A 15,613-nucleotide genomic window follows, 5' to 3' on the forward strand; every position below is an offset into this window, starting at 1 on the left:
TTTCCGCGAGCCCCGCCTGTTGCAGGCCCCGCGGGGGTCCGTCAGTTCAGGGAAATGGTTCTGCGACCGCAAAGATTCTCATTCATCACACGGCGCCCGGCAAACGGCCCGCCGGATTGCCCACCCCTCCCAGCCTCGCGAAATTTTTTCTAGCATGCCTCCATACCCTGTCGATTTCGCCCCCTCCCGTTCGTCGTCCCCATGACGGCGCGCGTCAGGCTCGCCGCTTCGCAGGTAATCCCAAAGGAGATCGGACATGCATTACATCGATGGATTTGTTGTCGCCGTGCCAACGGCCAAGCGCGACATCTACCGCCAGTACGCCGAGGCCGCCGCCGTGGTGTTCAAGGATCATGGCGCGCTGGGGCTGGTCGAATGCTGGGGCGACGATGTGCCCGAGGGCAAGCTCACCTCGTTCCCGATGGCCGTCAAACTGGAGAAGGACGAGACCGTGGTCTTCTCCTGGATCACCTGGCCATCGCGCAAGGTCCGGGACGAGGGCATGAAGGCCACGATGGAGGACCCCAGGCTGCAGAGCCAGGGGCCGATGCCGTTCGACGGCAAGCGGATGATCTTTGGCGGTTTTGAGATGATCGTCAACGCTTAGCGGCTTGATGGCCGCGCGTGGTTGACTTGGCCCGGGGCTTCCGGGCTGGGTGCGTTTTGGCTGGAGGGGCATCCTCCCAAGGCTCACCGCGACAATGCCGGCTTGTAACCGCGAGAGCCACGATTCAAACCCAGGCTGTCCCCCATCGACGTCTTCATCGCACTATTGCGGAGCGCTGAACCCATGCCAACAAGCGTCATGCGGGGCCGGCTGACAGACTGGCGACTGCTGTCCTGACACCGGTTAGCCGGCCCCGCCCAGGCAGATCCAAACCGCTTATATCAGCGGAACAGTCTTTCTAACTCACGTTCCCCCCGCGCGCCGAGATCCTGAGCGGCGCCTGGACGTTCCTGGAGCCTCAGCCTGTGAATTGAGCGGCCTTCCCACAAACGATCAGGCGGCTAGAATGATCCCGCGCCCTCCTTGGCCCCGCGTGGGAGGGGCCTGACGAGAGAGGCCGAACCATGCCCAGGCACAACCCAGCGCTGCATCGTAGCCAGAAGGCCCCTATGGCACCGGGGCGCCGGCGGCTGCTCATGCTTGGCGCAATACTGCTGCTGGCCGCGCTAGGGTGGGCGGTGGCGATCGTGCTCAAGCCCGCCATCCAGCGTACGATCGTCATCACGACCGGGGCGAACAAGGGTATCTATCGCGGATTTGCACAGCGCTATGCGCCCATCCTGGAGCGCGACGGCATCAAGCTGGATATCCGCAGTTCCTCCGGTTCGATCGAGAACTATGAGCGGCTGAGGGATCCAGACAGCGAATACGAAGTGGGCTTTATCCAATCGGGGACCGCCAGTCCGCAGGAAACAGACGGCCTGCAGACCATCGCTGCCATCTCCTATGAACCGATCTGGGTGTTCTATCGCGGCGACGCCACCGTGGACCGGCTGGCACAGTTGCGCGGCAAGAGGGTTGCCATCGGGATTCCCGGCAGCGGCCTGCTCAACGTCTCCCGGGTATTGCTCGCATATAGCGGCATCTCAGCCAGCAATACCACGCTGCTGGAAATGAATGCAATGCAGGCATATCAGGGCCTCGAAGATGGCCAACTGGACGCGGCCTTCTTCATCGGCAGGCCAGATGCCGAGATGCAGCAAACGCTGCTGAACAGCAATCTGAGGCTGATGAATTTTGCCCAGGCCGATGCCCTGGTACAAAAATTCCCCTCTCTGTCCAAGATCATCTTCCCGCGCGCCTCGACCAGCATCGTCAACGATCTTCCCCAGGCCGATGTCACGCTGCTGGCCGCCACGGCCTTGCTCGTATCCAAGGACACCCTGCACCCTGCCCTGGTCTACCTGCTGCTGGAAGCCGCCAAATCCGTCCACGGCGGCGATGATTACTTCACGCCGCTCGGCACGTTTCCCAACCTGAACACCAGTGAATTTCCCGTTTCCGACGAAAGCACGCGCTACTTCAAATCGGGCCGCCCCTTCCTGCAGCGCTACCTGCCGTTCTGGCTTGCCAGCTTTATCGAACGGCGCCTGCTGATCCTGCTGCCCTTCATGGCGTTGCTGCTGGGCTTGCTGCAGGCCTTGCCGCGCATGGCGGAGGCGAGGATAAAGAACCGGCTCGTGGTCTGGTACCGCGAAATCAAGGCGCTGGAAGACGAGATATGGACAAGCCACCAGCCGACCCCGGGGCAGATTGCGCAATGGCGCGATGAAATCGAGAACATCGATGCGCATGCCAGCCAGATACGGATTCCGGAGCGCTATTTCCAGGATGTCTATGCCCTCAAGCAGGCGATCGGCGTCGTACGGGAGCGGATTTCCCAGGCGGCGGGAAAGGTGGAGGAATAGCCGGGCGGCTTAAGCACCAGGCTACTCCGGCCCCGTGGTTCTTCAAGCGGAAGCCACCCATCCGAACAGACGGCACCGCCCCATGCCGCTGCCCAGCAGAAACAGCGCAGCGACGCCAAAGTTCGAGATTAGAACCATGAGCGTGGCATCCAGCGGATGGAAGAGCGAGAGCGCGGCCGCTGTCATGGCCGCGACCGCGAGGCTGGCCATCATGGCAATCGGTGCCGCCGCGAGCCGCGCTACATAGCGCAGCATGATCAACATCACCAGCGACAACGGTATGCTCACCACGGCCATTGTTGCAAAGCAGCGTGCTGTCTCGCCAAGGTTGATGCCGTCCGGACCGATGCTTACCCAATCCGTTAGGCAGCCGTATCCGATCGTGGAAACCCAGACGAGGATTGCCGGGGCGGGCAACAGCAGCCATCGCCGGGATCTGCCTGGAACACTGGCAACAAACGCCGCCGCCGTCGCCAGCACGCCCGTTGCCAATGCCCCGGCAATGCCGAGCACAAACGCGGGTTGACCAAGTTTGGTCACCAGGTCCGGCCGCACGCCATGGCCAATGGCCACAAGTCCTAGCATCAGCGCAGCAAACAGCAGCCAGCACGCGGCACGCACAAGGGGCGGGCGAAGCCGCCGCACGGGCTGCGCACTTTCAACCAGGGAGTCGATCAAGTCCGAGGTCGGCATCATTCTTCGTTACCTCGCGGATTGATTAGTTTGCGTAGCGTCTTCAGAGCCCGATGGGTTGCCACTTTCAACGCGGCGACCGACGCTCCGCTCGCCGCGGACGCCTCTTTCAAAGACATCTCCTCAAGCTTCAGCATCTGGAGCGCTTCGCGCTGCGCAACCGGTAGCCGTTCTATGGCTTCTCGCAGCGCGCGCGCATCCACCGCGTCTTCCTGCCGGTTCGCGCCTGGGTCCACACAGGTTTCGTGCTCGGATTCAAACGGCATCTCGTGACTTCCGGTGCGTCCTTTTCTGCGCAGGCCATCGACGATACGCCGGTTGGCGATGGCGACCAGCCACGGGCCAAAGGGCCGGGCAGGATCATAGGTATGGCGTACCGCATGCACCGTCAGCAGGATGTCCTGGACCGCGTCCTCGATGTCGCCGCGGTTGTGCATCTGGCGCGCAGCCAGCGCGCGCAGATGGGGCGTGATTGCCTCCAGGAGGCGGCGGTATGCGCTCCGGTCGCCGCATTGCGCCCTCGCCATCTCCGTGGACCAATCCGGCTTGCCGTCGGCACGTGTTGCCGGCGGTTCTGGCTGGATATCGGGCGCGGGAGATTTCCCGGCCTTTTTCACGAGGCTGAGGGCCGGGCCGCGGCGTTGTGGATGGAATGGCATGGTGGAATTTTGCGTCCCAGGCTGGATTCTGTCGCGCTAAATTTTTTTCATGCGGTGCGTAACCTTTTATCCCGCCGCACCGAATCTCATCACACGACCCCAAGCCTTGGGGCCGCAAAGCCTAGGAGGGTGAATGATGAACAAGCATGTATTGGCTGCCTCGTCGCTGTCGACCGCAATTGGCCTCGCGCTAGCCATGCAGGCCATGCCAGCGCAGGCGCAAGCCATGAAGGACATGAGTGGCATGCCGCAGGTCGTCAAGGACAACATGGCCAGGATGGAGAAGGGCAAGCTCGAGAAATGCTATGGGATCAACGCCGCGGCCAAGAACGATTGCGCTGAAGGCGCGCATTCCTGTGCCGGGCAATCCACCCAGGCGCGCGATACGAAGTCGTTCGTGCTATTGCCCGCAGGCGACTGCAGCAAGATCCAGGGCGGCAAGCTGAAGGCCACTTGAACCTGGATCAACCCATGCAAGCAACAGCCGCCGCGCCGCAACGCGCGTGCGGCCCGATCCCGGCGCGCGCCGGGATCGGGCTGCGCTTCAAGCACCATCAGGCGGTCGTCGACGAGCGTCCGGCGGTGGCATGGTTCGAGGTGCATACCGAGAACTATATGAGCGCAGGCACCGCGCTACGCTACCTCGACGCGATTCGCGGCGACTACCCCATCTCGCTGCACGGGGTCGGCCTGTCGCTGGGCAGCGCCGACGGCCTGGACGCGTCCCACCTGGCACGCGTTCAGCGCGTTGTCGAACGGATCGAGCCCGCCTTGGTGTCGGAGCATCTGTCGTGGAGCGTTGCAAACGGAATCTATCTTGGCGACTTGCTGCCCCTTCCCATGACCGAGGAGGCGCTGGCCGTCGTGTGCCGCCATGTCGACCAGGTCCAGGCTGAACTCGGGCGGCGCATTCTGGTCGAGAACCCGTCGACCTACCTGCGCTTTTGCCACTCGACCATTCCCGAGTGGGAGTTCCTGGCGGAGCTCGCGCGTCGCACGGGCTGCGGCCTCTTGTGCGACGTCAACAACATCTATGTCAGCGCCTGCAATCACGGCTGGGATACCCAGGCTTATCTGGCGGCGCTGCCGCCGGATGCGGTGGGCGAGATCCACCTGGCCGGCCACAGCGTCCGGCAGCTGGAGCAGGGGCGAACCATACGCATCGATGATCACGGCTCGCGAGTTGCCGCGGAAGTCTGGGCGCTCTACGGGCAAGCGCTAGCGCGGTTCGGGCCGACGCCTACGCTGATTGAATGGGACACCAATATACCGGCCCTCGGCGTGTTGATGAGTGAGGCCGCCCTTGCCGAAGCCGCATTGAAGGGCCAACGACATGATGCAGACTAGCCCCACGCTCCTCGAGCTTCAGCAAGCATTCGCCCAGAACCTGCTTTGCGGCGGCGGTGACCTGTCAGCCTATGTGATTCCTGGCGGCCTGGAACCGGAGGCCCGGTTGAACATATATCGCAACACGGCCACCAGTGTGTTCGTCACGGCACTGAAGCTGTCGTACCCCGCTGTTCAGGCTCTGGTCGGTGAAGAATTCTTCGAGGGGGCTGCCCGGCTGTTCCTCGAGAGCTCGCCACCACGGAGCGCGTGGCTCGATGCGTATGGCGCGGCATTCCCGGACTTTCTCGCCGAACTGCCCGAGGCAGCGACACTTCCCTATCTGCCGGACACAGCCCGCCTCGAATGGGTCGTCAACACAGTGCTGCATGCCAGGGAGGCGAATCCGCTAGCGTTGGCCTCGCTTGCCCGGCTCACGCAAGCGGAGATGGGCTGCGTGTGTTTTGAGCCGCACCCTGCGGTAAGACTGCTGCGTTCCTCGTTCCCCGTGGACGATATCTGGCATGCCGTGCTTGCCGGAGACGATGGCGCACTCGGGAAGATGGATCCCGCCAGCGGGCCAGTCAGCCTGCTCCTGCGTCGAAGCGAGTCCGGCGTTGAGGTTGAACGGCTGGACGCGTGCCAATGGCGCTTCGCGGCAGCCCTGTTTGAAGGGCAACCGCTGCATGCCTGCCTTGACGCGGCATCCCCGGCCGCGGCGCCCGGCTTGCTCGCCAGGCTGTTGGCTGCGGGATGCTTTGCCGGGATCCGGCTAACAGGGGACTCGCTCACATCGAAGTCCGATACCCTTTCCCTTTGCTCATGACTAATGCTACGCAGTCGCCCCACACCCGCTCCAGGCCGATACAACGCGCACTGCGTGCCGTCGCGTGGCTCGAGCGTGTTCCCTACTCCGCCTTGGCCATCCCCCTGCGCCTTGCCGTGGCCACGGTCTTCTGGAATTCAGCAATGACCAAGCTGGCAAACTGGGATACAGCGATCGAACTGTTCCGGGAGGAGTACCGGCTTCCACTCTTGCCGCCGGAGCTAGCCGCATACATGGCGGTATCGATCGAACTGAGTACGCCTGTGCTACTCGTCCTTGGGCTGGCGACTCGCCCTGTGGCGCTGCTCCTGCTCGGCATGACCGCCGTCATTGAAGTGTTTGTCTACCCGCTGGCGTGGCCCACGCACATTCAGTGGGCAGCCATGCTGCTTGTGCTGCTTTGCCGGGGGGCAGGCAACTGGTCGCTGGATCACTGGCTCTGGCGGCGATCAGGCCGCTAGCTTGAGAGGAACTCGCTCCAGGCAAAGACAAGGTGCTAGAATAATCAATCCATCCGGCTGGATTGATTATGTCCGAAGCAAACAGGCGCCCCAAGAACCCCGAACTGATCCGAATCCAATGCCTGTCCGTGGTGCGGGACCTGCTGGTTTCCCAAGGCCCCGAGTCGGTGACGCTCGACCTGGTGGCGCAACGTGCCGGCGTGACCAAAGGCGGGTTGCAGTATCACTACCGCAGCAAGAATGCCCTGCTTGAAGCGCTGAGAGACCAGCTCTTCGAGGAATTCGAAAAGGCCTATCAGCGCGCGCTGTCTGGCGAGGCCGATCGCCCTGGCAAACACGCCCGCGCCTACATCAAGACGTGTTTCGACGATACGGCCGCCAACAACGCGATCGGGACTCAGCGTGCCATCGCCATGCTGGCCTTGACGCTCCCTCCTGCCGCCAGAAATGGAGCGAGCGCATGACGGACGCCCTCAAGCATGACCTCGCTGGCACCGCTGCTGAAGACCAGCTCCTCATCTGCCGGCTGGCGGGAGATGGCATGTGGTTTGCGGAGATGTTCGAGGTCTATGACGTCGATGGGCCACGCAAGGCGCGCCTGCTCGCCCTGTTGCTGGACATGTGCGACAGGGCCACCTCCTGATCAGGCTTGACAGACCAAACACACAAAACAGACCACATTGACTTGGCGCGTTTGCCACGCGCCTACGGCGAAATCCATGCCCCCATCCTCTCCCTGCACCATCAGCAACACCAAGCTCTCGCGCAGCGCCGTCGTCGAGATTCTTGCCCAACGTCCGGCGCAACTGCGTTTCGAGCAATGCGGCTTCGACGATGAAGACTTGAGTGGGCTGGACTTTTCGTCCGCGGAATTCCTGATGTGCACCTTTGCCGGTGCGCAGCTGAAAAGGGCGAAGCTCGTCGAGTCGAAGTGGATGCGCTGCAAGGCCGCCGGCGCCGACTTCACCCTGGTCGACGCAGGGGAAGCGCGATTCTGCAACAGCGACCTGAACAACACGCAATGGGACCGCGCGCGGCTGGCCAGCGCAATCTTCACGGAAACAAAGCTGACCGGCGCCCGGTTCCGCGAATCCGCCACCCTGGGCCTGGTGTTCCACAACACCCTGCTCGTCGGCTGCGACCTGCGCGGCTTGTCGTTCCGCAAGCAACGCCTCGAGCAGCTCGACTTGTCCGATGCCGACCTCGCCGGCTGCGACTTCCGGGATGCCCTGTTCGAGGGCCGCAGCCTGCGCGGCGCCAACCTCAAGCAGGCCCGCTTCGATGGCGCGGACCTGCGCCTGGCCGAGCTCGGCGGACTGAACCTCATGACCGCCGCGGCTTCATTCAAGGGCGCCATCATCTCTGTGGGACAAGCCGCGGAAATTGTCGGGCAAGCAGGTATCCGCGTCAGCTGAGCAACGTCGACGCGATGTGCGCGGCAAACCCGGACTGCCCCGGAGAGCACCGACCTGGTGGCGATGCTACCTTCGCGACTGGTTCGCGGCACCACCGCGCTGCAGGTTGTCGAGCCACCGGTTGATGTGATCACCCTCGGCGTACTGCGGTCACCTTGCCGTCCTTGACGTCCAGCGTGCGGCGCTGCGGATTGTAGTCCATGGTGCCCGGCATATGCTGGCCTTCCCGGTCACCAAAGCGCCAGGCGCAGCCATTGAGCAACGCGGCGGCATTGGCCTCGCTTTTGCCGATCAGGGCTTCATCGCCAAGCTTGTCGGCCTGGCAACCCTCCGGCGTGCCGCGCCCTCCCTGCGGGCCCGGGTTGGGCACGGCACTGGCGGGGGCTGGGCGGCGCATCCAGCCATGAGCGTTGCGAACACGATCGCGCCCGCCGAGACATGCCGGGTCCATGCGCTTTGCTGTTTTGGCATTCGATTCCCTGATAGAGAGGTGAAAAAAGACAAGTTTAGAACAGAAAGGCGCCGCCAGAGCCCCTTGGTGCGCATGCCGCAACCCTGCCTTGGCTCGTCCTTAGCTCGTCTTCTTCGCGGCGGCGCCTTGCGCCTCTGCCCACAGGCGCTCTTCCTGCGCCCGCAGCTCAGGCGTGAGTTCGGCACCGAAATCGTCGAGCTCGAACAGCGGGCGAATCTCGATCTCGGAGTCGCCTTCCATGGGGTTGGGGCAGCGCTTGACCCATTCGACGGCCTCTTCCATGGACTTGACTTGCCACAGCCAGTACCCGGCGACGAGCTCCTTGGTCTCCGCGAACGGTCCATCGATCACGGACCGCTGGCTGCCGGAGAATCGCACCCGCTTGCCCTTGGCGCTTGGCCGCAAGCCCTCGCCCGCGAGCATCACGCCGGCCTTGACTAGTTCTTCATTGAAGTTGCCCATTGCGGTGAGCAGCTCCGTGCTGGGCATCTTGCCGGCTTCCGACTGGGTCGTAGCCTTAACCATCACCATGACACGCATCGTCGTTTCTCCTTGAGTGGGTTGTTGGAACCGCACGCCCTGAAACCAGATCAGGCTCGACGGGCGGCTCTGATACTACGACGAATCGGGATACCGGAAATCGACACGACCCTTAAAATATCTGGCGCGAGGCACGCCTGCCTGGCTTGAGTCGGCCGCGAGACCTGGTAATCACATCCGAGCGCGCTTCTTTAAGTCTCGCTTAAGACTCGGCACGTAGACTGCCATCACACAAGACAACCCGGATAGGAGCTGCCATGACCCCCCAAGAGATGCAAGCACTGGAAGGCTTCCTGACCCAACTCACGCAGGCCAGGGCCGGTGCCAAGGACCCCCAGGCGGAAGCCCTCATCGCCGACGCCGTCGCCAGGCAGCCGGATGCTGCCTACCTGCTGGTCCAGCGCGCCATGCTGCTTGACCACGCGCTGGCGACAGCCAAGGCGCAGATCTCCACGCTGCAGAGCCAGTTGCAGGCGGCGCAGGCCAACGGCGCCAATCACTTCCTCGACCCGGAAAACGCCTGGGGCAACAGCGCCAACCGCATGGCACCCAGCCCCGTCATGCCGGCGCCGATGAACGCACCGGTCGCCGTACCGCAAGCAGTGCAGGCACCCCAGCCTGCCCCCGCGCAGCCGTCCCGGCCTGGATTCCTGAGTGGCGGCCTGGGAAGCACCCTGGGCGGCATTGCCACGACAGCAGCCGGCGTAGCCGGCGGCGCGCTCCTGTTCCAGGGCATCGAGAACATGTTCCATCGCAACGGCAGTGGCAATGGCGCAAGCGGCTTCCTGGGACAGCCAGGTGCAGGGGCGCAGCCAACGGAGACGGTCGTCAACAACTACTACGGCAATGACGACCGCTCGCCGCTGGGCTCACCGGATGCGGCATTGGACAACGGCCTTCTGGATGACGGATCGGGCAATGACGACTTCCTGAACGACGATGCCTGGAACGCCTAGCGCGTTCGGGGGCTTGCCAGGCGTGCATGGCAGCGGCCTGGCAGCCCCATCGATCTGATTGTGCTTCGGCACCCAGGTGGAGATGACGCCGGCAACGGCGATACACTCTGGCACTACGCACACATCCTGGGAACCCGATCCATGCCACAACTTCGCTTGCTCTATCCCGCCATCGAACCCTATGAAACCGGCACGCTCGATGTCGGCGACGGCCACGTGGTCTACTACGAACGCGTTGGCACGCCTGGCGCCAAGCCGGCGGTCTTCCTGCACGGCGGTCCCGGTGGCGGCATATCGGCCGATCACCGTCGCCTGTTCGATCCGGCGCGCTACGACGTCATGCTGTTCGACCAGCGCGGCTGCGGCCGCTCCACGCCCCACGCGGGGCTGGAGGCCAACACCACGTGGCACCTGGTGGACGACATCGAGCGCCTGCGCAAGCTGGCCAACGTAGAACGCTGGCTGGTCTTTGGCGGCTCCTGGGGCTCCACGCTTGCGCTGGCCTATGCGCAGAAACATCCGGAGCGCACCAGCGAACTGGTGCTGCGCGGGGTCTATACCGTGTCCCAGGCGGAACTGAATTGGTACTACCAGCACGGCGTCTCGGAGATCTTCCCCGAGAAATGGGCCCGCTTCCAGGCACCCATCCCGCAAGCCGAACGCGGCAACATGATGGCGGCCTACCGCAAGGTGCTGACCGGCGGCGATACCGAAAAGCAGCTGGAAGCCGCCCGCGCATGGAGCGTGTGGGAAGGTGAGACCATCACCCTGCTGCCCGACCCGGCCAACACCGCCAAGCATGACGACGAACATTTCGCGCTGGCGTTTGCGCGGCTGGAGAACCACTACTTCACCCATGGCGCCTGGCTGGAAGACGGCCAGTTGCTGCGCGACGCGCATCGCCTTGCCGGCATCCCCGGCGTGATCGTGCACGGCCGCTACGACATGCCCTGCCCAGCGCGGTATGCCTATGCGCTGCACCAGGCGTGGCCGGACTCCGACCTGCACCTGATAGAAGGCGCCGGGCACGCGTGGACCGAGCCCGGCATCATGGATCAGTTGATTGCCGCTACCGACCGGTTTGCGCAGGCGCAATGATCGTCCTGGTGCCGCCAGCCTTGGGGGGGCACAGCGCCGAAACGGACTTTTGATGGCCGGCGGTTGGGATCTTGAACACCCGTGTCCTAGACTTGAAGACCGCATTGCCACCACCCGGCTGCGCATTGGCCGGCGGATGGCAAAGCGGCATTCAAGGCTCTCACCGACAGGGTGCACCATGGAATTCCTGAACTCCGGCAAAGTTCTCCCCGCAGGGCTGCCATTCTCCGAAGCCGTGCGCGTTGGCGATATGTTCTACCTCTCTGGACAGCTGGGCATCGTCCACGGCAGCACCCGCCTGGTGCCCGGCGGCATTCGCGAAGAAGCCAAGCAGGCGCTGATGAACATCCGCATCACGCTGGAAGCGCATGGCCTGTCGCTCAAGCATGTCGCCAAATGCACCATCTTTCTGGCCGACATCAGCGAATGGCAGGCGTTCAACGAGGTCTACAAGGAATTCTTCCAGGCGCCGTATCCGGCGCGCAGTGCGCTTGGGGCGAATGGGCTGGCGCTTGGGGCCAGGGTGGAGGTGGAGTGTATTGCGGTGTTTAGTGGCTGAGCTGGTGGCATGTGGCCGCGAGCGGCCACTCCCCCGCTTGCGGGACAGTGACGCGGCTCGCCTCTATCGATCTGCCTTAGAGCATGCCCTGCACGCGATTCAAAGCTTCGTCCAACTGCTGCTTCAACGGCGTCAGCAGACGGTGCAGCCCGTGGCTGTCCTCCACGTCGTCGCTATCAAAATCCAGCAGTCTCAGAACAGCACCGAGTCCCGCGCTGACGCGCAGCAGGTCGGCGCAGCTTTCTTGCGCGATGCTTTGCGCACGGCTACGAAGTTCCTCGAGTTGGTAGGCTAGTTCCTGGACGCCGAGCTTGGTGGGCGTGTCGGCTGGGAAGGTCAGGCGGATTAGTTCGGCAAGGAGGGAGGATTGCCGGGAGATGGCGAGCGAGCGCTCGATTTGCTGCGGGAGGTTCTCTGAAACGTTGTGAGCAATGGAAGTAGGCATAGCGATCTCAAACGAAAATTGAGCCGCAAAGGGCGGCGATCCGTCTGTGACTTTTTGCGAGTTCCCACGCTCGGCCACCCTTGTTTGGGGTGACGTGGTAGATTCTCGGCCAGTCAACGGTGGAAGTCAATCGACCCGGCGGAGCAAGGAGTCGCCAGTGCGTCGCAGCTTTCGCGTTCACCCCCTCGATACTTGTTCGCTTCTAGCCCCGCTGACGCGGGGAGTGTCGCTTGTGGGCGGGGTTTTGATGCTTTTAGCTGCTGTCGCGGCTGGGCGGGGTTGGCCGTTTTAGAACGTGTGAGATGTCACTTTTCTTTACTCGCCCGTAAAGAAAAGTAACCAAAAGAAAGCGATCCTTGCAGGAGGCTGGCGTGGCGTCATTGGGGACCCCAATGGTTTCGTCGTACGGCCCCGGGTTCTAATGACCTCGTGCCGTTACCAGTTTAGATCATCACGACGCTGCCAGTGCCCAGGGTTTCGTGGTGGCCCCCACCGGTAGCCACCACCACTTGTTCCATGCCGTCTGTCGCTCGCGGCGCGGGCGGCCACGAAGTTGCAAGCGTCCCGTTTCCGTCGTGGGCGCGGTGGCACCGAAAAAATAATTCCGCGGAGATTACCACCGCGCCCACCCCACCACGAAACCATCACGGCGTGATATATCGTGATGCTTCGAGCCGGTAACGGCAGATGGGCGAATGGGCAGGGATGCTACTACCGGGGGCCTCACCACGAAACCAACGTCATCCGCAGTATCGTGGCCATTCAAACCGGTAACGGCACGAGTCCATTAAAACCCGGGGCCCGACGACGAAACCGCCGGGCTACGTAACCCCAATAAGCCAGCCTCCTGCAAGGATCGCTCTTTTGGTTACTTTTCTTTACGAGGAGTAAAGAAAAGTGACATCTCACACGTTCTAAAACGGCCAACACCGTACAGCCGCGCCAGCAGCTAGAAGCATCAAAACCCCGCCCACAAGAGACCCCCCGCGTCAGCGGGGCTAGAAACTCATACACATCTCGCACATCAGCGGCTTGCGCAGCCCGATCGCCAAGGGGAACCCCGGAAATTGCTGCATTCCCCTTGTCATCCCCCTACCCCTGAATAAACTCAAGCAAATCCTGATTGATCAAATCGGGATTGGTAGTACACATCCCATGCGGCAGCCCCTTATAAACCTTAAGCGTGCCCTTCTTCACCAACTCGGCAGACAGCAAAGCCGAATCCGCAATCGGCACGATCTGGTCATCATCCCCATGCAGGATCAGCACCGGCACATCGATCCTCTTCAGGTCTTCCGTAAAGTCCGTTTCCGAGAACGCCTTGATGCAATCGTAGTGCGCCTTGATGCCGCCCATCATGCCCTGGCGCCACCAGTTCTCCATGATGCCTTCGGATGGCTTTACGCCTTCGCGGTTGTAACCGTAGAAGGGGAACGGCACGTCCTTGTAGAACTGCGCCCGGTTGGCGGCGAGCTGCGCGCGAAAGCCATCAAACACCTCTAGCGGCAAGCCACCCGGATTGCTGGCGCTCTTGACCATGATCGGCGGCACTGCGCCGATCAGCACCGCCTTGGCTACGCGTCCGGCGCCGTGCCTGGCCACGTAGCGCGCCACCTCTCCACCGCCCGTGGAATGGCCGATGTGCACGGCGTTCTTCAGGTCCAGGTGGGCAGCCAGCGCGGCTACGTCCGCGGCGTAGGTGTCCATCTCATTGCCGGTTGCCGTCTGGGTGGAGCGGCCATGGCCACGGCGGTCGTGTGCGATCACCCGGTAGCCCTTGGACAGGAAGAACAGCATCTGTGCATCCCAGTCGTCCGCGCTGAGCGGCCAGCCGTGATGGAACACGATGGGCTGGCCTGTGCCCCAATCCTTGTAGAAAATGTGCGTGCCGTCCTGTGTAGTGATCGTACTCATGGAATGATCTCCTTGCGGGTGGGAGTGGGCCCTGCCGGGTTACTGCATCGCTTGAAAGAAAGCCAGCGTCCGCGCATTGGCGGCCTTGGCTGCGTCGGCGTTGTAGTGCACGCCATCGTTGCGCGCGAAGGCGTGCATGCAGCCGGGGTACGTATGGATGTCTACTTTGGGGCGGTCGCGCAGGGCTTCCATGATTGTTGCGCGCGCTTCCGGCGGCACGAATTCGTCTTCTTCCGCAATGTGCATCAGCAGCGGCACTGACAGCTTGCCGGCTTCGGCCAGGTGCTTGTCGATGCCAACGCCGTAGTAAGACACCGCCGCATCTGCGTTGGTGCGCACGGCAGTCAGGAATGCCAGCAGCCCGCCGAGGCAATAGCCGACGGTGCCTACGCCGCCGCTCACACCCGGCTCTTTGCGTGCGGCCTGGATGGTGGCATCGAGGTCTGCCACGCCCTTGTCAACGTCGAACGCGGTGTAGAGTGCCAGCGCCTTTTTCCATTCGGCCTCGGTCTTGTCGGTCAGCTCCACATTGGGTTCTTGCCGCCAGTACAGGTCGGGGCAGATGGCGACGAAGCCCTGGCTGGCAAAGTCGTCGCAGGTCTGCCGCATGTCCGCGTTGATGCCAAAGATTTCCTGGATCACGACAATGGCGGTGCCACGTGCGTTGGCGGATGGCGTGGCCAGATAGGCGGCAAAGCTGCCGTCGGCCACGTCGATGGTAATGCGCTTGCCCATGGAGAGTCTCCTTTGCATTGGTGTGCCTGCTGTACCACCGTACAGTTATAGGCGAAATCGTTGGCGACGAAAGACCAGCTTGCGTGCGCGTAGGTGGGGCCATTGATCTCATGGGCGGCGTACGTTTCTGAGCCAATAGATTGCCGCAAAGTAGAATTCGCAAATGGCAACGGGGACCCGCGGTAGTCGCCGTCACTCAATCGTCACGTCGTTGGCCGCATGTTTGCACCAGGAGACATTTCAAAATGGAATCCTTCGATGACGACCTTATCCACTTCGAGGCGCACGGCGCCGCGCCGCTGCCGGCCACCGGCAATGCAGGCTTCGTGGACAATGACGGTGCCCGAATCTGGTACGCCACGTACGGGGCCGGCACGCCCGTGATCCTGCTGCATGGGGGTCTCGGCCATAGCGGCAATTGGGGCTATCAGGTTCCGGCGCTGGTCAGCGCCGGCTATCGCGCCGTGCTCATTGACAGCCGCGGACATGGCCGCAGCACGCGCGATGCACGACCCTTCACCTATGAGTTGATGGCGTCCGACGTGCTGGCCGTGATGGACGCCTTGCACATCGATAAGGCCGCCATTGTGGGTTGGAGCGACGGTGCATGCATCGCCTTGATCCTCGGCATGACAGCCCCTGAGCGCGTCGCGGGGGTGTTCTTCTTTGGCTGCAACATGGACCCCAGCGGCACAAAGAAGATCTCGCCGGGTGCGATCATCAACCGATGCTTTGCCCGGCACGCCATGGACTATGCGCAGCTGTCAGCCACGCCGGACGAGTTCAATGCGTTCGTGGGCGCGGTCAGCGAGATGATGAAGACCCAGCCCAATTACGCGGCGCGCGCGCTGGCTGATATCCGTGTGCCGGTAGCCATCGTGCAGAGCGAGCATGATGAGTTCATCAAACGCGAACATGCCGAATACCTGGCGCGGAGCATCCCCGGGGCGGAGTTGGTCCTGCTGCCGGGGGTGAGCCATTTCGCGCCGCTGCAGAGGCCGGCGTTGTTCAACGAGGCTGTGCGGGATTTTCTTGGGAAGGTCGCTTCTTGAACAAGCGGACGTGAGGGCTGCGTCCGCTTGTCGAGAATCGGCGCCCC

General features: G+C 62.8%; 19 protein-coding genes and 2 pseudogenes. 14 read left to right on the plus strand and 7 right to left on the minus strand.

What is annotated here, in order from left to right; genetic code table 11:
- Positions 1-256: 256 nt before the first annotated feature.
- Both OMK73_RS23960 and OMK73_RS23965 read left to right on the plus strand, forming a co-directional pair.
- Entirely contained in the window at positions 257-607 is a 351-nt protein-coding gene (locus OMK73_RS23960; protein ID WP_267604217.1) for a DUF1428 domain-containing protein, read from the plus strand.
- 464 nt (positions 608-1,071) lie between these two features.
- Positions 1,072-2,415, plus strand: a complete 1,344-nt coding sequence (locus OMK73_RS23965; RefSeq protein WP_267604218.1) for a TAXI family TRAP transporter solute-binding subunit — start codon at positions 1,072-1,074, stop codon at positions 2,413-2,415.
- Between the two features lie 42 nt (positions 2,416-2,457).
- Here the strand turns inward: OMK73_RS23965 and OMK73_RS23970 are convergent, their stop codons facing one another.
- A complete protein-coding gene (locus tag OMK73_RS23970; RefSeq protein WP_267604219.1) occupies positions 2,458-3,111 on the minus strand; it encodes an NrsF family protein in 654 nt (217 codons plus the stop codon).
- On the minus strand, positions 3,108-3,767 hold the full coding sequence (locus OMK73_RS23975; protein WP_267604220.1) for a sigma-70 family RNA polymerase sigma factor: 660 nt from the start codon (positions 3,765-3,767) through the stop codon (positions 3,108-3,110). Before OMK73_RS23975 ends, OMK73_RS23970 begins: the two co-directional genes overlap by 4 nt.
- Positions 3,768-3,903: 136 nt before the next feature.
- Here OMK73_RS23975 and OMK73_RS23980 point away from each other — a divergent pair, with 136 nt between their 5' ends.
- From OMK73_RS23980 to OMK73_RS24015, 8 genes and pseudogenes are all read left to right on the plus strand, one after another.
- Positions 3,904-4,224, plus strand: coding sequence for a DUF2282 domain-containing protein (locus OMK73_RS23980; RefSeq protein ID WP_267604221.1), 321 nt, complete (start codon positions 3,904-3,906; stop codon positions 4,222-4,224).
- Between the two features lie 14 nt (positions 4,225-4,238).
- Positions 4,239-5,114 (plus strand): DUF692 domain-containing protein, encoded by an 876-nt coding sequence (locus tag OMK73_RS23985; RefSeq protein WP_267606495.1) that lies wholly within the window; start codon positions 4,239-4,241, stop codon positions 5,112-5,114.
- Positions 5,101-5,919 (plus strand): DNA-binding domain-containing protein, encoded by an 819-nt coding sequence (locus OMK73_RS23990; protein WP_267604222.1) that lies wholly within the window; start codon positions 5,101-5,103, stop codon positions 5,917-5,919. Before OMK73_RS23985 ends, OMK73_RS23990 begins: the two co-directional genes overlap by 14 nt.
- Positions 5,916-6,380 carry a DoxX family protein gene (locus OMK73_RS23995; protein ID WP_267604223.1) on the plus strand — a complete coding sequence of 155 codons (465 nt, stop codon included), beginning with the start codon at positions 5,916-5,918 and terminating at the stop codon, positions 6,378-6,380. Before OMK73_RS23990 ends, OMK73_RS23995 begins: the two co-directional genes overlap by 4 nt.
- Before the next feature lie 68 nt (positions 6,381-6,448).
- Positions 6,449-6,844, plus strand: a complete 396-nt coding sequence (locus OMK73_RS24000) for a TetR/AcrR family transcriptional regulator (RefSeq protein ID WP_267604224.1) — start codon at positions 6,449-6,451, stop codon at positions 6,842-6,844.
- Positions 6,739-7,023, plus strand: coding sequence for a hypothetical protein (locus OMK73_RS24005; protein ID WP_267604225.1), 285 nt, complete (start codon positions 6,739-6,741; stop codon positions 7,021-7,023). Before OMK73_RS24000 ends, OMK73_RS24005 begins: the two co-directional genes overlap by 106 nt.
- A gap of 76 nt (positions 7,024-7,099) precedes the next feature.
- A complete protein-coding gene (locus OMK73_RS24010; protein WP_267604226.1) occupies positions 7,100-7,795 on the plus strand; it encodes a pentapeptide repeat-containing protein in 696 nt (231 codons plus the stop codon).
- Positions 7,796-7,840: 45 nt separating this feature from the next.
- Positions 7,841-7,924: pseudogene (locus tag OMK73_RS24015) on the plus strand (LysR family transcriptional regulator); the annotation flags it as partial.
- A gap of 1 nt (position 7,925) precedes the next feature.
- On the opposite strand, the pseudogene OMK73_RS24020 reads toward OMK73_RS24015, so the two are convergent.
- Positions 7,926-8,266: pseudogene (locus tag OMK73_RS24020) on the minus strand (hypothetical protein).
- Between the two features lie 100 nt (positions 8,267-8,366).
- A complete protein-coding gene (locus tag OMK73_RS24025; RefSeq protein WP_267604227.1) occupies positions 8,367-8,807 on the minus strand; it encodes a YciI family protein in 441 nt (146 codons plus the stop codon).
- A 257-nt stretch (positions 8,808-9,064) separates the two neighbouring features.
- Between OMK73_RS24025 and OMK73_RS24030 the strand changes: the two genes are divergently transcribed.
- The 3 genes from OMK73_RS24030 (at position 9,065) to OMK73_RS24040 (ending at position 11,420) form a co-directional block, all read left to right on the plus strand.
- Positions 9,065-9,763, plus strand: coding sequence for a DUF2076 domain-containing protein (locus tag OMK73_RS24030; RefSeq protein ID WP_267604228.1), 699 nt, complete (start codon positions 9,065-9,067; stop codon positions 9,761-9,763).
- A gap of 141 nt (positions 9,764-9,904) precedes the next feature.
- Positions 9,905-10,861: a prolyl aminopeptidase gene (gene pip / locus OMK73_RS24035; RefSeq protein ID WP_267604229.1), complete on the plus strand. Its 957-nt coding sequence runs from the start codon at positions 9,905-9,907 to the stop codon at positions 10,859-10,861.
- Positions 10,862-11,039: 178 nt separating this feature from the next.
- Entirely contained in the window at positions 11,040-11,420 is a 381-nt protein-coding gene (locus tag OMK73_RS24040) for a RidA family protein (RefSeq protein WP_267604230.1), read from the plus strand.
- Positions 11,421-11,496: 76 nt separating this feature from the next.
- Here OMK73_RS24040 and OMK73_RS24045 read toward each other — a convergent pair whose 3' ends face one another.
- The 3 genes from OMK73_RS24045 to OMK73_RS24055 all read right to left on the minus strand — a co-directional run bounded on the left by OMK73_RS24045 (position 11,497) and on the right by OMK73_RS24055 (position 14,514).
- A complete protein-coding gene (locus OMK73_RS24045) occupies positions 11,497-11,865 on the minus strand; it encodes a DUF1484 family protein (protein WP_267604231.1) in 369 nt (122 codons plus the stop codon).
- A 1,092-nt stretch (positions 11,866-12,957) separates the two neighbouring features.
- The gene (locus OMK73_RS24050; protein WP_267604232.1) at positions 12,958-13,779 is read right to left on the minus strand and encodes an alpha/beta fold hydrolase; all 822 of its coding nucleotides are present in this window, start codon (positions 13,777-13,779) and stop codon (positions 12,958-12,960) included.
- A gap of 39 nt (positions 13,780-13,818) precedes the next feature.
- On the minus strand, positions 13,819-14,514 hold the full coding sequence (locus tag OMK73_RS24055; RefSeq protein ID WP_267604233.1) for a dienelactone hydrolase family protein: 696 nt from the start codon (positions 14,512-14,514) through the stop codon (positions 13,819-13,821).
- Positions 14,515-14,759: 245 nt separating this feature from the next.
- Between OMK73_RS24055 and OMK73_RS24060 the strand changes: the two genes are divergently transcribed.
- Positions 14,760-15,566 carry an alpha/beta fold hydrolase gene (locus tag OMK73_RS24060; protein ID WP_267604234.1) on the plus strand — a complete coding sequence of 269 codons (807 nt, stop codon included), beginning with the start codon at positions 14,760-14,762 and terminating at the stop codon, positions 15,564-15,566.
- The last annotated feature ends 47 nt before the right edge of the window (positions 15,567-15,613 follow it).

The sequence above is a fragment of the Cupriavidus sp. D39 genome, assembly GCF_026627925.1.
Classification (GTDB): domain Bacteria; phylum Pseudomonadota; class Gammaproteobacteria; order Burkholderiales; family Burkholderiaceae; genus Cupriavidus; species Cupriavidus ulmosensis.

Bases quoted from the DNA above. Each gene is read 5' to 3' on its own strand.
- OMK73_RS23960 (WP_267604217.1), top strand. From the start codon at position 257: ATGCATTACATCGATGGATTTGTTGTCGCCGTGCCAACGGCCAAGCGC.
- OMK73_RS23965 (WP_267604218.1), top strand. From the start codon at position 1,072: ATGCCCAGGCACAACCCAGCGCTGCATCGTAGCCAGAAGGCCCCTATG.
- OMK73_RS23970 (WP_267604219.1), bottom strand. From the start codon at position 3,111: ATGATGCCGACCTCGGACTTGATCGACTCCCTGGTTGAAAGTGCGCAG.
- OMK73_RS23975 (WP_267604220.1), bottom strand. From the start codon at position 3,767: ATGCCATTCCATCCACAACGCCGCGGCCCGGCCCTCAGCCTCGTGAAA.
- OMK73_RS23980 (WP_267604221.1), top strand. From the start codon at position 3,904: ATGAACAAGCATGTATTGGCTGCCTCGTCGCTGTCGACCGCAATTGGC.
- OMK73_RS23985 (WP_267606495.1), top strand. From the start codon at position 4,239: ATGCAAGCAACAGCCGCCGCGCCGCAACGCGCGTGCGGCCCGATCCCG.
- OMK73_RS23990 (WP_267604222.1), top strand. From the start codon at position 5,101: ATGATGCAGACTAGCCCCACGCTCCTCGAGCTTCAGCAAGCATTCGCC.
- OMK73_RS23995 (WP_267604223.1), top strand. From the start codon at position 5,916: ATGACTAATGCTACGCAGTCGCCCCACACCCGCTCCAGGCCGATACAA.
- OMK73_RS24000 (WP_267604224.1), top strand. From the start codon at position 6,449: ATGTCCGAAGCAAACAGGCGCCCCAAGAACCCCGAACTGATCCGAATC.
- OMK73_RS24010 (WP_267604226.1), top strand. From the start codon at position 7,100: ATGCCCCCATCCTCTCCCTGCACCATCAGCAACACCAAGCTCTCGCGC.
- OMK73_RS24025 (WP_267604227.1), bottom strand. From the start codon at position 8,807: ATGCGTGTCATGGTGATGGTTAAGGCTACGACCCAGTCGGAAGCCGGC.
- OMK73_RS24030 (WP_267604228.1), top strand. From the start codon at position 9,065: ATGACCCCCCAAGAGATGCAAGCACTGGAAGGCTTCCTGACCCAACTC.
- pip (WP_267604229.1), top strand. From the start codon at position 9,905: ATGCCACAACTTCGCTTGCTCTATCCCGCCATCGAACCCTATGAAACC.
- OMK73_RS24040 (WP_267604230.1), top strand. From the start codon at position 11,040: ATGGAATTCCTGAACTCCGGCAAAGTTCTCCCCGCAGGGCTGCCATTC.
- OMK73_RS24045 (WP_267604231.1), bottom strand. From the start codon at position 11,865: ATGCCTACTTCCATTGCTCACAACGTTTCAGAGAACCTCCCGCAGCAA.
- OMK73_RS24050 (WP_267604232.1), bottom strand. From the start codon at position 13,779: ATGAGTACGATCACTACACAGGACGGCACGCACATTTTCTACAAGGAT.
- OMK73_RS24055 (WP_267604233.1), bottom strand. From the start codon at position 14,514: ATGGGCAAGCGCATTACCATCGACGTGGCCGACGGCAGCTTTGCCGCC.
- OMK73_RS24060 (WP_267604234.1), top strand. From the start codon at position 14,760: ATGGAATCCTTCGATGACGACCTTATCCACTTCGAGGCGCACGGCGCC.